Here is a 13,716-nt window from a genome sequence, read left to right on the forward strand (position 1 = left end):
CCTGAATTCACCCTACAAGCCGGGCGGAGCCCAACTTTCTCAACTTACTCCGCCTTCAGCTCCAGTATCGCATCACGCAGCTCTGCCGCACGCTCGAACTGCAAATTCTTGGCCGCTTCCTTCATCTCGGCCTCCAGACGGCCAATATAAGCCTGACGGTCCTTCTTCGACATCTTCTGTGCCCCGTCGGTCAAATAATCCGCCTTGCTTTCGGCAACCTTGGTCGCTTCAATAATCTCGCGGATCTTCTTCTTGATCGTCTGCGGAGTAATCCCATGCTTCTCGTTATAAGCAATCTGGATGGCCCGGCGGCGCTCGGTTTCCTTAATCGCCTTATCCATGGATTCCGTAATGTTATCCCCGTACATCAGAACACGGCCTTCCGAGTTCCGGGCCGCACGGCCAATCGTCTGGATTAACGAACGCTCGGAACGCAGGAACCCTTCTTTATCCGCATCAAGGATAGCGACAAGTGATACCTCGGGCAGATCAAGCCCTTCGCGGAGCAGGTTGATCCCAATCAGCACATGGAAGGTCCCGAGACGCAGATCTCTGAGAATCTGCATACGCTCAAGCGTCTTGATATCCGAATGCAGATACCTTACCTTGATGCCAATCTCCTTCAGATAGTCGGTCAAATCTTCCGACATCTTCTTCGTCAGCGTAGTCACCAGGACACGCTCATCCTTGGCAATCCGATCACGGATCTCCCCGATCAGATCATCAATCTGCCCCTTGGTTGGGCGGACCTCGATCACAGGATCAAGAAGCCCTGTCGGCCGGATAATCTGCTGTACCATTGTGTCCGTATGTTCGATTTCATAAGGTCCGGGCGTCGCAGATACATAGATAATCTCTTTGATCTTCTCCTCGAACTCCTCAAACCGCAGCGGCCGGTTATCCAGCGCTGAAGGAAGACGGAAGCCGTGATCCACCAGCACGTTTTTGCGGGCTTGGTCCCCGTTATACATCGCGCGGATCTGCGGCAGTGTCACGTGGGACTCGTCGATCACAATCAACATATCATCCGGAAAGTAGTCCAGCAGGGTATACGGGGTTGCCCCGCGCTCCCGGAACGTCAGCGGTCCTGAATAATTCTCAATGCCCGAACAGAAGCCCACTTCCTTCATCATCTCGATATCATAGCGGGTACGCTGTTCCAGCCTTTGCGCCTCCAGCAGCTTCCCTTCTGAGCGGAACTTCTCCAGCTGCTCTTCCAGCTCGCGCTCAATATTCTTCAGGGCGATGCGCATCGTCTCTTCTTGGGTAACAAAGTGAGAGGCCGGGAAAATGGCAACGTGCTCGCGTTCCCCGATCAATTCCCCGGTCAGGACATCAATTTCGGTAATCCGCTCAATTTCGTCACCAAAAAACTCAACCCGTATCGCCTGCTCCCCCTTGGAAGCCGGGAAAATCTCTATTACATCCCCGCGGACGCGGAACGTCCCCCGGACAAAGTTAATGTCATTGCGCTGATACTGGATATCGACCAGTCTGGCTAAGATCTGGTTTCTCGGCTTCTCCATGCCCACGCGCAGTGACAGCAGCAAATTCCGGTATTCCATCGGGGAACCGAGGCCGTAGATGCAGGATACGCTGGCCACAATGATCACATCCCGGCGCTCGAACAAGGAACTTGTCGCCGAGTGCCGCAGTTTATCAATTTCCTCATTAATACTGGAGTCTTTCTCAATGTAGGTATCGGAAGAAGGGATGTACGCCTCCGGCTGGTAGTAGTCATAGTAGCTGACAAAATAATCTACGGAATTGTTGGGGAAAAACTCTTTGAACTCGCTGGCCAGCTGGGCCGCAAGCGTCTTATTGTGGGCAATTACTAGCGTCGGACGGCCGAGCTTCGCAATCGTATGGGCGATTGTGAATGTCTTCCCGGTTCCCGTGGCCCCGAGCAGCGTCTGATGCTTCTTGCCTTGTCTGACGCCCTCTACCAGCTGTTCAATTGCGGCCGGCTGATCGCCCTGGGGCTTGAAATCGGAAATAAGTTCAAATTTCTGATTACTTACGACAATATCACTCATTGTCCAACATCACCCTTATCGTCTAAAATAGTATTCTGTACACATTTATACTTCCAAGCCTTGTGCTAAAGTTACTATATAAGTCTCTATCTAAGTTGAACTATTGTTGATTTACACGCAGGGCAGCTATGTGAAAATGTTCTACTCTTGCCTGTTCGTAATTCTGTAAGTCCAACTTATATAACAACAAGTTTCTAAAAGCCTAGAGCGAACATGATTCCCATGACTTTTATAGAAAAGAGGCGCTACTCGCCTCATCATTTATATAACCCGTATCCTTGATGTCTAATAAATAACGGAAATCCTTACTATTCCATGAATAAGAATATCTGTTCCCATGATATTATACCTTGTTCATGATATGGTTGCAACGGATAGACCGAACTAGGAGTGAGCGAACTGGTGGATATTACTACAGTTGTTGGTATTATAGTTGGACTTATCGCTATCGTAGGCGGCTTTATTTGGGAAGGCGGCGAGTTTACAGGGCTGATGCAGATCACAGCAGCCTTGATCGTACTGGGGGGAACCCTGGCAGCAGTAATGATCAGCTTCCCTGCCTCCAAACTGAAGTCCATTCCTCAAGCTCTGGCCATTGCTTTCAAAAGCCGGAATCAGAATCACGATGAGATTATAGAAGACATGGTCTCGATGGCCATGACTGCACGACGTTCCGGGGTTCTCGCTCTTGAAAGGCAGGCCGCCCAGCATGAGGATCCGTTCCTGCAGGAGGGAATCCAGCTGGTGGTTGACGGTACAGATCAGCATCTAATCAAACAGATCATGGAGCTGGAGATTGATGCGGCCGAGAACCGGTACAACGGATATGCCAAAATATTCGAGACGGCCGGCGGATATGCCCCGACCATGGGAATTATCGGCACGGTGATGGGTCTGATCCATGTGCTCGGGAGTCTGACCGAACCGACCATGCTCGGTCCGTCGATTGCGATGGCTTTTACCGCAACCCTGTACGGGGTTGCAAGCGCCAACCTTATTTTTCTTCCCATTGCTACCAAAATCAAAACCCGGGGCGAAGATGAAATCATCCGGCTGGAGATGCTTCTGCATGGAATTCTGTCCGTTCAGAACGGCGATCATCATCTGCTTGTCCGCAAAAAACTCGAATCCTTCGCTTCCAAGAAACCGGACCGTGCGCCCCTGCAGGCCGGGGAGGCTGTGGAATGAGACAGCGCCTGAACCGGAGACGTCAGCAGGAGAGTGGCGAATCCAAGGACCGCTGGATGATCACTTATGCGGATTTGATTACGCTGCTACTTATTTTCTTTATCATTATGTACGCGATGAGCAGGCTGGACGTTGAGAAGTACCAGATTGTAACGGAATCGCTGCAGATGACTTTCAAGAACGGGGATTCAGTCCTCGATTTGGGATCAGGGATTACTGGCACAGCCGGCAAGAACACCTCAAAGAATCCCCCTTCCCAGCAGGGGGCCGAGAAGGGGAATAGCGATAAGCAGGGCAATTCCGGCAGCACCAAGCCCTTGACTGATCGGGAGCAGGCTTTCCGGAAGCAGGAGGAGCAGCTGCAGAATCTGATGAAAATGATTCAGGAATATATTAAGAGCAACCATCTTGAGGATCAGATCCATGTGGCCGATCTGGCCAAGGGCATCTCGATTACGCTTAGTGACCGCTTCCTGTTCGATGTCGGAAAGGCTGATCTCAAGCCCGGCTCAGCCGAAGCACTGAACAAACTGGCCAGTCTGTTCAGCAAGCTGGACACCGTTATCAGCATTGAGGGCCACACGGACAACCAACCGGTTAGTGCAGGGGCCCGTTATAAAGACAACTGGGAGCTGTCCGGGGCACGTGCCCTCTCCGTCCTCCGGTATTTCATTGATACGGCCAAGCTGAAGCCGGACGAGTTCCAATACGCCGGATATGCGGATACACGTCCCGCTGTTGATAATACGACGGACCAAGGCAGGCAGAAGAACCGGCGGGTAGAAATCACGGTGCTGAGACAATTGCAGAAATAAACAATATCAGGGGCTGCCCCACAGGACAGCCCCTGATATTGTTTAGGAGTTCGGCTTGTGTTCGAAAGGCTCCGAGACGAATGTTGCTCCCAGCGCTGTTGGTTTTGGATTTCTTGAATTATTTTCAGTGGATGAAATCCAAAATCAAAGGCGACCGCTACCGCTTGGCCGCGGGTCGTTCGTCTCTCCGCGGCTTCGGCGAAATTCCCCACCAAAAAACGAACAAAAAAAATCAAAATAAGCCGTTCCTTGGTAAGCCGGGTGGTTAGGTGGCTTTCTCTCTCCTGAAGAAGCCTGTAGTAGACAAAATAGCAAAGCGTCAGCCCAAGGCCCCCCCTTGAACTGGCGCTTTGCTTACTTTTGGGACGACCCCCATAATACGAAAGGCTGTCCCTTCATCTTCATGATGTTCTGGGACAGCCTTTAAATTCCTAACCACAGCCGGTGGTGTCTACAATCATTGCAACTGCCCGATGAAAATAAAGGTTTAGATGTGACTGTTGAGAATCATCCCTATAGCTGGATATTCCTCGAATCTTCATCTTCGTTCAATGAAATGTTGCCCCGTAAAGGGGCGGTTTTCTTATGCTTGCATGAATGCTTCTAACGGTTCCAGAATCGCGAACGTCTTCTTTGCATCCTTCTTCCGTTGCTCATCATAGAGTTTGGTCAACTCTTCGAAGGATTCAGCTTCAATCTTCGTATAACTCGATTTGGTGTATCTGATTATGTACGTCTTTACCCCTTCCTCTTCACTCCACTCGTAAACGATATCATATTTGTCCCTCAAATTCTTTAAATGAAGTGACCTGCGCAACACTGCAAAGTGTTCTTTAATGGCTTCATCGCATTCCTCCATAATCTTCTCGTATGTGCAGCCAACTCGCATCAGAATCTCCGATGCCCGTTCATCGCCGTATCTCGCGAGAAATTCCTTCAACGAAACCAGCGCATAGAGCATTATTTGTTCCTTGTCATTCGGATTCCTGTATTCATAACAGCCTACAACCAAATTGCGGTCGGTCATTTCCTCCTTACTGAATTGCATCTTAAACAAATACTCGAGTGTCTTTTGCTTCATAACGGTTTCCAACATCTGTTCTTTATCAATCCTGATGCCCGTTGTCACCCACGGAAACGGTAGTTGGCCGTTACTTTCACGCGGTATGCTACCCCTAAGATTCAAAATCGGCATACCCGTAGCCATTGCGTACAACCTGTTATATCCGTCGCCCGCGAATATTTCCTGTTCTTCTCGCATGTGTCCTGCCCCTCCTTTTAGTACCAAGTTCCATTCGGCGCGAAGTGCCAGCCGTCTCCTATTAGTTCATCACCGCTGCTTTTCATTAATCCGCGAAGATATTTCTGGGATAAATTGCATCATATGAGAACCATAAGTTCATCTAATGGTACCGTTATCCTGCTCGTTGGCTAATGCCGGCTGCCAGTCTACAACTTTATTTTCACAGAACAGCAGCAAGCCAAAACCAGTCACGTCCGCCAACCGTCTTACCGGTCCAGCGCCTCTCCAGGAGCCTTCTCCGGTACCCGGGCACTCTTCCGCCCTTCCGCACCCCGCCGGGGCGATAAGAGCTCAAGCAGCGACAGCGGCTTCATTCTAAGCGCTACAGATGCATCATCATCCGGCGCTAGAATGACGCCAAGCTGGTGATGCTCCCCGGCATAGATTGCCCGCTGGAGGAACTTGCTCTCGCCCTGGCGGTTGAGCACCTCCAGCTTGCAGAAGGCCGGATTCATGCGCAGCCCGCTATGAAGCTGCTGCTTCGTGTTCACCGGAGTCCCGTTCACTTTGAAGATCACCTCGCCGGCCTCGATGCCGAGCTCCTCCGCAGGACTGCCGGGCAGGACGGCAAGTACCTTGAGACCGCGGGAAGGGTGAACGAAGTAAGGACTCCGGTTCGTCTCTTCCACACTGCTGTACCATACCAGCAGCTCATGAAGCAGAAATGCGGCAAGGGCCGCAACGACGGTAAGCGGGCTCCACCACCCAGCGAGCAGAGCCAGGCCCAGCAGCACCACACTATACAGAAGCAGCCGGCTGGAGGTCAGCCGTGCTTTTTGACCAGGCAGCGTGCTGACCGTCATTTCCGTGAAACCGATCAGCGCAGGCAGTGCAATAAAGCTGAAACCGCTATGCCAGGCTTCCCCGCCGAAGAATGGCGTCCAAGGCAGCAGGCTGCCAGCATTCTGGGCCGGAACGAGCAGGAACAGCGGAATAGGCCAGAAGCTTTTCATCTGATAACCGCCGACCACTTTCCCCCGCTTGCCTTCATAGAACAGAGGTCCGGCAAATAAAGCCCCTTGCCATCTGATCAGCAGCGCTTCGGCCAAGTGCAGCAGAGCCACCAAGGCAAGCAGAGACGGGATATTCAGATCCTGGACTGTCTTCAGCACCCCGCCCGCAAAGCCCTCCAGCGTGAACCCCGGAAACCAGCTTAATATGAATTGAATGACGCCCAAGAGCCCCACCGAATAAGCAAAACACAAATACCGCACGCGGAATAACAACAGAAGGATAGAAACAGACCATATCAGAATAATTCCGTCCAAGGTAAGTGTGGTCCCGAGAAAGGAGGACACGACGGATATCGCAATCCCGGCGGCAAATCCGCTTAATACGGTGATCCAGGTCTGCCGTCCCCAACTGTGAAGACGGACATGGAACAGCCTGCGCTCAAGCTGAACTTGTCTGCGGTATTGCAGCATGACCAGTATTATCGAAATATAATAGAACGGCTGCGCTAGAAAATAGACCAAGGCATCCGACAGCTTCCATAACCATTCAAGCACAATTTCCAAGTCCTCTTCACTCTCCCCTGTATCCAATCCAGCAATAAAACTCTTCTTTCAGCGTAGACCAAAATTACGGATGATGGAAGTATCCAAAGTCTGGAAGCGCCTCCCAAAATGCATACCAACCGGTACCCCAACTGTTGCTCCCATTGCTTCGCTTCTCTAGAATCAATTCACGCTCTTGCCTATTCGAAATTCTTAAGTTCAACTTATATAGGTGAGTACCGCCTCAACATTCAGAAAAAAAGAAGGCTGAATTCAGCCTTCTTTATTTATTCGACGCAGGAGAAGCGATTTCCTTCCGGATCTCCGTGAATGCTCTGTTCAACTGCACATCGTTCTTAGGATCACGGATGTGGGCGATCAAGCTTTTCTCCAGCGCCTCCGCCGTCTTCGCATCGACATTGCCGGTAACCGTCAGCTTGCTGCTCTTTTGGAAGCTCTTAACGGCAGCCACGGTTTTGGTGTCAAAATAGCCATCCGTACGTCCCGGTGCGAATCCTAGCCCGTTCAGCATGACTTGAGCACTCTTGACATCCTCATTGTTCATATCATATTTCAGTGTCTTCTCTTTGTTAATTGGAGCAACGGAGAAGTAGGCTGGCTGGGATACGGCGATATCCGGCTTAATGCCTTTCTTGTGAATCCACTCCCCGTTAGGGGTCAGCCATTTCGCAATCGTGATTTTCAGCAGGCTTCCGTCGCCAAGCTCCTTGTCAAAGCTGGTCTGAACCGTTCCTTTGCCATAGGTCGTGTCCCCGATCAGCTTGGCATTCGCAGACTCCTTGAGCGCTCCTGCCAGAATCTCGGATGCGCTCGCGCTTCCCTTATTGGTAAGCACTACAATCGGATACGGCTTCGCCGTGCCTTTAGATACGGTCTGATCCCGCTGCTTCATCTTATTCTCCACCTGAACAATGACCTTGTCCTTGCCGATGAGGCGCTGAGCCATGTCGATCACCACGGACAAGACACCTCCCGGATTGTTGCGGACGTCAATGACAAGTCCCTTCATACCCTTGCTCTCCAGGGACTCCAGCTCCTTCTTGAAGCGTTCCCCCGTATTCATGGAGAATTCCGTGATCTCGATGTAGCCTACGCCGCCTTTCTCCATGCGTGCGTTGACCGTTTCCACCGCGATATCGTCCCGTTTGATCTCAAATTCCAAGGCCGAAGCGGTTCCCGTGCGTTTCACCTTCACCTTGGCTACGGAGCCTTTTGGCCCGCGGATTTTGCTTACGGCTTCATTCAGGCTGAGTCCTTCAAAAGATTCCCCGTTAACAGACAGGAGGATATCCTTGGCGTGAATTCCCGCTTTCTCGGCAGGCGAGCCCTTAATAGGAGATACAACTACCACACTGCCGTTCTCCATCGAGACCTCCGCCCCGATTCCTGAGAAGGAACCCTGAATCTGTTCCGTAAATTCCTCCGCTGTTTTCTTGCCCATATAAGAAGAGAACGGGTCATCCAGCGCGCTCATAATCCCGTTAATCGCCCCGTCTACAAGCTTGCTCTGATCCACATCCTGAACATAATTTTTCTTGACCAGGTTCAGTGCGGTCTCAATCTTATTCAAATCATCTTTGCTCGCAGACTCGCCTCCCATAGAGGCAAAAATCCCGCTAACAGGTGAACCGCTGCTGGATACGAGACTCCAATTTCCCGTAAGCGTCATGGTAAGCGCACTGCTGACGAGCACGGCAACCACCACGAACAAAGCCACTGTACGTCCTTTATACATAGGTCCATTCACCGCCCTTTCCTATTCCGGCTGACTTGATGCAGGCCTTTAATATTCATCATAGTATATGTTTAGCTTGTACGGAATATTTATCTATAAATTAGATCCTAAATTTTGAACAGTCTTGACTCCTGCCGTAAAAAAAGGGGAAACGGACCCATGCCCACCAAGGAGCAAGGGTTCCGTTTCCACAATGTTTAAAACTTGTCTACAAATATGGCATCGGGTCAACCGGAGTACCGTTAATACGGACTTCAAAGTGAAGGTGAGGACCTGTGGAGTTGCCGGTATTCCCGGACTCGGCAATCACTTCACCGCGCTTCACATTATCTCCCTTGCTGACCTTAATTTCTTTGAGATGCCCATATAAGGTCCAGGTATTATTCCCGTGATCAATGATGACACAGTTCCCGTATCCGTTCCACCACTCGGCTACGATTACACTTCCGCTGTCCGCAGCATGCACATCCGTACCCTGTGGAACGGCGAAGTCGGTACCGGTATGCAGCTTTCTTACGCCGGTAATCGGATGAATCCGGTATCCATACGGCGAAGAAATACGCGCACCCGAGACGGGCAGGGACATGGAACCGCCATTGCCCGTAAAGCCGCCGCTTGAGGAGGATGAGCCTGAAGAGCTGCTGGAGACTTTGACCGTCTTGCTCTTCTTCTTCTGATTGTAAGCATAGATCTGGGCTGCCTTAAGCTTGTTCTTCTCCTTGGCGAGCTGAGCACGCTTGGTTGCAATCTGCACCAGCAGCTGATCCTGCTTGCCGCTAATATCATCAGATTCTTCGATATCCGATTGATAGTTCGCGATCAGCCTTTGCTTCTCCTTCTCCTTGGCGTCGAGAATTCCTTTGCGGGCAGCCGCCTGTGTGTACAGATCCTTGACTTTGGCATAAGCTGTCTTCAGGTTCGCCTGTTCCTGGACAAGCATAGCCTTGTCCTTCTTATGGTCATCCAGAATTGTCTGATCCTGTTCGGCGATGGCTTGAATCGAATCGGCCCGGTCCAGGAAATCCGAGAAGCTGGTGGAGGCAAGCAGCACATCCAGATAAGATACCGCACCATCTGTATACATTAACCGGACCCGGGAATCGAGCAGCTTCTCCCGCTCGTCAATCCGCTTCTGGGTCTGATCAATCTTCTCTGCCGTAACACGCAAGCCTTCTTCAGTCTTGTCGATCTCACCGGAGATGTTGGCCAGCTCGGTGCTGACCTGATCGATCTGATCCATCACCACTTGGAGGAAATTCGTAGCTTTGTCCTTGTAATGCTGGGCTTCCTGTTTGGCTTCTTCCGCCTTTTGCTGCTCATGCTTGGCTGTCTGAGCCTGCTGCTGCAGCACTTTTAATTCATGATCGATCTGATCGATCGTTCTTTTCTTGGCGTACCCTTCAGTTGGCTGAAAGAGACATGCGGCCAGAGCAACAGCGACGACGACAGATAACGATTTTTTCAATTCTATTTTCCCCGTCCTTCTTAAGATATCTATGAATTACACTTTCAGGAATTTGCGGATGGACACGGTGCTTCCCCAAATGCCAATTAGCAGGCCAAGCCCGATAAGCAGCCCTGCCAGCGGGAGCCCGATCGACTGAAGCGAAACCAAATGAATCGGGATCGTAATATCCTGGCTGACGGATTGGACCAGCTGATGATAGCCTACGTACAAGACAACCACTGTAACAACCGAGCCAATCAGCCCGATCAGTCCACCCTCCACGAAGAAGGGCCATCTGATGAAGTAGTTGGTCGCACCTACAAGCTTCATAATGCCGATCTCCCTGCGCCGGGCTAGAATCGTAACCCGAATCGTGTTGGAGATCAGGAACATGGCCATAACACCAAGCCCGATTACAAATACAAATCCGATATTACGGATCGCCCGGGTGACTTTGAACAGCTTCTCAATCGTCCCCTTGCCATAATTGACCTTGTAGATAGGCGAGTTCTTGTATTTCTCGTTAAGAGCACTGATCTTGGTCGCTACAAAAGGAACCGTCGAAGGCTCAACAACCTCAACTTTCAGAGTATCGGGAATCGGATTGGTCGCCTCGGTATATCCTTCGAGCAGGTCTTTGCCGCTCTCGCCGAGCTTCTGCTTGAAATCTTTGAGGCCCTGCGATTTCGGCACGAACGTAACCCGGCTGACCTCCGGCATGTTGCCGATCTCGGTCTGAATGTCCTGGATGGACTTCTGGTCAACCTTCGTATTCAGAAAAGCGCTGATCTGAACCTGGCTGTCAGCCTCATCAGCGAACGAGTTCACATTCAGCACCAACAGAATAAACACCCCTAGAATGAACAAAGAAACGATAATGGAAGTAATTGATGCGACAGACATCCAACCGTTACGGAATACGTTCTTCGTACCTTCCCGTAAATGCCGCAAGAAGGTTCTAAAAGTCATATCCGTATTCTCCTCTCACCTGGTCACGGACAATGTTGCCGTGCTCGATGGCAATGACGCGCTTGCGCATGGTGTTCACGATATCTTTGTTATGGGTGGCCATCACAATTGTGGTGCCCCTGAAATTAATCTCATCCAGCAGCTGCATAATCCCCCAGGACGTCTCCGGGTCAAGGTTCCCGGTAGGCTCGTCCGCAATGATAACAGAAGGATTGTTCACGATGGCACGCGCAATCGCAACACGCTGCTGTTCCCCACCGGACAGCTGGGACGGTTCCCGGTTCGCCTTGCTCTTCAGTCCCACAAGATCCAGCACCTCAAGGGTGCGCTTCTTGATAATTTTCTTCGGGGCCTCAATGACCTCAAGCGCAAAAGCTACGTTCTCATAGGCCGTCAGCTTGGGAAGCAGCCTGAAATCCTGGAAAATAACGCCGATATTACGGCGGACGTAAGGAATTTTGCGCGGCTTAAGCTTTCCTATGTTAAACCCGTTTACCGAAATCTGCCCCTTGGTGGGCACTTCTTCCCTGTAGATCAGCTTCATAAATGTGGACTTCCCTGCACCAGAGGGACCAACTAAGTATACGAATTCATTCCGGTCAATCTTTACCGAAACCCCTTGCAGGGCGTGTGCTCCATTCGGATAAGTCTTCCAGACATCCTGCATTTCTATCACAGCATCACTTCCTAAAATTTATATCTCTATCTACTTCTATCTATCAATTCGGAATTAGTAACTACCTGTCATTATCCACTACATACAAGACTAATAGGACTTCGACACCTTCCAGCCAAATCCTTTAAAAGATGAGCAATTTCATCAGTCCGTTTATCATTGTAACAAATTTGTTACCCTTTGAGTACCCGAAAGTTTCCCATTCTTTTGACATATACATGGTTTCATACCTATGTTCACAGGAATGTAATGGTGCCCAGCAAGCTGGCATTCAGGGAGTCAGATCTATAAAAATGAACTTATGAAAGTTACCCTTATGGGGCGCTGCGATGCCGAGTGTTCTTTAAGGCCGCTGTTGTCTCCGAAATGCTTGAACTAGATATCCAACGGGGCATTTCGGAGACAAAGGCGGACGCTCCGCTTCTTCAGAATCACTCGGGATCGAAGCTGAGAAAGGATAATTTTTAAGGTTCGTTTTATATAGAACCTACCTGCCTATGAAGCCTGGAGCATCGCCGTCTATTCCATTTCCATATCAAATTAAAGGGGGATGCAAATGAAAAAACTGCATATTCTTCTCATCATCGCAGCTTCCCTGCTGCTGCTCACTGCGGTAACTTATGGAATTCTCCACCTGTATGCTGCCAGAAATAAGATTCCCGCCGGTGTAACCGTCGGCGGCGTGGATATTGGGGGGCTTACTTATGAAGAGGGGCAAGCCCGGCTGGAGCAGGAGTTCGACCGGGCGGAGAATGAGGAGATTTACTTTCGTATCCCCGAGGTCCCGGGGCATCCCGGTATTAAGGTCCAATCCTCCTGGAAGCGGGCAGGAGTTCATTATACAGCGGACAACTGGGAAGCGGCGGTGAGGAAACTGCGGGAGGGCTCTATCTGGAGTCGGGCCCGGGCCCGGCTGCAGCTGTCCAAGCAGTGGCAGTTGACTGTACATTGGGATAAGACCGCACTGCACAAGACGTTCAATCCAGCATGGGAGGCCAAGCAGTTCGGAGAGGGTGTTAACGCACAGCGTATTATCGGGCCTGATGACAGTATTCGTTATGTACCGGAAGTCCCTGTCACACGGATTGACTGGCAAGCGTTCGCCCAGGTCTTCAAGAGCCGCATTCCGCTCTCTGTATCGGAGTCTCCCCAGCGGCAGAGTCCCGTCTTGATTCAGATTCCTCTGAAATCGGCCAAGCCGGCTGTGACGTTGGACACACTCCGCAGCCAGGGAATCCAGCGGAAAATCACTGAATTCACAACCGGGCTCGCCACAAGCTCAAGCGGCAGAGCCCACAATATCAATGCGGCGGCTCAGGTGATTGACGGCATGCTGCTGGCACCGGGTGATATTTTTGATTATGGGAAAGTCATCGACACCGCTGAGGCCAAATACGGATTTAAGCCCGCTCCCGTCATTATACAAGGCAAGTTTGTCCCCGGCATCGGCGGGGGAATCTGCCAAGTGTCCAGCACGCTGTACAATGCGGCAGTCCGGGCCGGACTGGATATTGTAGAGCGCCGCAATCACTCGCTTCCGGTCAGCTACCTGCCCAAGGGACAGGATGCGACTTTTGCCAAAGGTTATATTAACTTCCGGTTCAAGAACACAACCAGCCACCACATTCTGATTAAAGCCGGACTTATCCAGAGGAACCTGACGATCAAGCTGTTCGGGGACATTCCCACCGGGACCCGGTATGAACTGGAATCTCGGACAATAAAGGTGCTGCCCGCCCAGCCAAAATATGTTCGCAACAACACGCTTGCCTTGGGTATTCAAGAGGTTGTACAGGAAGGTAAGGAGGGCTACATCGTGGAAACCTACCGGGTTAAATATGTGAACGGCATCGCTGTGGAACGGCGGAAAATATCGAGGGACACCTATCCCCCGCAAAATTCGATTATCGCTATTAACATGCCTGCACAGAAACGACCGTCCACAGAGAACAATATCCCCAAGAATTCACCGGTAGAGGACGGGGTTCAGGGACCCAGTTTTCCATAAAATAAAGCGGATGGGCCTGTAT

Annotated in this window: 10 protein-coding genes; 3 read left to right on the forward strand and 7 right to left on the reverse strand. The window is 50.9% G+C overall.

All coding sequences use genetic code 11. From position 1 onward, the window contains the following. Positions 1 to 44: 44 nt before the first annotated feature. Positions 45 to 2,036: an excinuclease ABC subunit UvrB gene (gene uvrB, locus KJS63_RS09965; protein WP_068620511.1), complete on the reverse strand. Its 1,992-nt coding sequence runs from the start codon at positions 2,034 to 2,036 to the stop codon at positions 45 to 47. A gap of 402 nt (positions 2,037 to 2,438) precedes the next feature. Between uvrB and KJS63_RS09970 the strand changes: the two genes are divergently transcribed. Further along, positions 2,439 to 3,224, forward strand: a complete 786-nt coding sequence (locus tag KJS63_RS09970; protein ID WP_068620513.1) for a flagellar motor protein — start codon at positions 2,439 to 2,441, stop codon at positions 3,222 to 3,224. Further along, on the forward strand, positions 3,221 to 4,039 hold the full coding sequence (locus KJS63_RS09975) for a flagellar motor protein MotB (RefSeq protein ID WP_213618990.1): 819 nt from the start codon (positions 3,221 to 3,223) through the stop codon (positions 4,037 to 4,039). Before KJS63_RS09970 ends, KJS63_RS09975 begins: the two co-directional genes overlap by 4 nt. A gap of 583 nt (positions 4,040 to 4,622) precedes the next feature. On the opposite strand, the gene KJS63_RS09980 is transcribed toward KJS63_RS09975, so the two are convergent. From KJS63_RS09980 to ftsE, 6 genes are all read right to left on the reverse strand, one after another. Further along, positions 4,623 to 5,300, reverse strand: coding sequence for a hypothetical protein (locus tag KJS63_RS09980; RefSeq protein ID WP_244862559.1), 678 nt, complete (start codon positions 5,298 to 5,300; stop codon positions 4,623 to 4,625). 248 nt (positions 5,301 to 5,548) lie between these two features. Beyond that, the gene (locus KJS63_RS09985; RefSeq protein ID WP_213618991.1) at positions 5,549 to 6,859 is read right to left on the reverse strand and encodes a PDZ domain-containing protein; all 1,311 of its coding nucleotides are present in this window, start codon (positions 6,857 to 6,859) and stop codon (positions 5,549 to 5,551) included. Positions 6,860 to 7,121: 262 nt separating this feature from the next. Next, positions 7,122 to 8,594, reverse strand: a complete 1,473-nt coding sequence (locus KJS63_RS09990; protein ID WP_213618992.1) for a S41 family peptidase — start codon at positions 8,592 to 8,594, stop codon at positions 7,122 to 7,124. Between the two features lie 208 nt (positions 8,595 to 8,802). Further along, positions 8,803 to 10,059, reverse strand: a complete 1,257-nt coding sequence (locus KJS63_RS09995; RefSeq protein WP_213618993.1) for a murein hydrolase activator EnvC family protein — start codon at positions 10,057 to 10,059, stop codon at positions 8,803 to 8,805. 36 nt (positions 10,060 to 10,095) lie between these two features. Beyond that, on the reverse strand, positions 10,096 to 11,010 hold the full coding sequence (gene ftsX, locus KJS63_RS10000; RefSeq protein ID WP_213618994.1) for a permease-like cell division protein FtsX: 915 nt from the start codon (positions 11,008 to 11,010) through the stop codon (positions 10,096 to 10,098). Then, a complete protein-coding gene (gene ftsE / locus KJS63_RS10005) occupies positions 11,000 to 11,686 on the reverse strand; it encodes a cell division ATP-binding protein FtsE (protein ID WP_213618995.1) in 687 nt (228 codons plus the stop codon). The genes ftsX and ftsE overlap by 11 nt, the downstream gene beginning before the upstream one ends. A gap of 556 nt (positions 11,687 to 12,242) precedes the next feature. Here ftsE and KJS63_RS10010 point away from each other — a divergent pair. Beyond that, positions 12,243 to 13,694, forward strand: coding sequence for a VanW family protein (locus KJS63_RS10010; protein ID WP_213618996.1), 1,452 nt, complete (start codon positions 12,243 to 12,245; stop codon positions 13,692 to 13,694). Positions 13,695 to 13,716 lie beyond the last annotated feature (22 nt).

The sequence above is a fragment of the Paenibacillus sp. J22TS3 genome (assembly GCF_018403205.1).
Taxonomy (GTDB): domain Bacteria; phylum Bacillota; class Bacilli; order Paenibacillales; family Paenibacillaceae; genus Fontibacillus; species Fontibacillus tuaregi.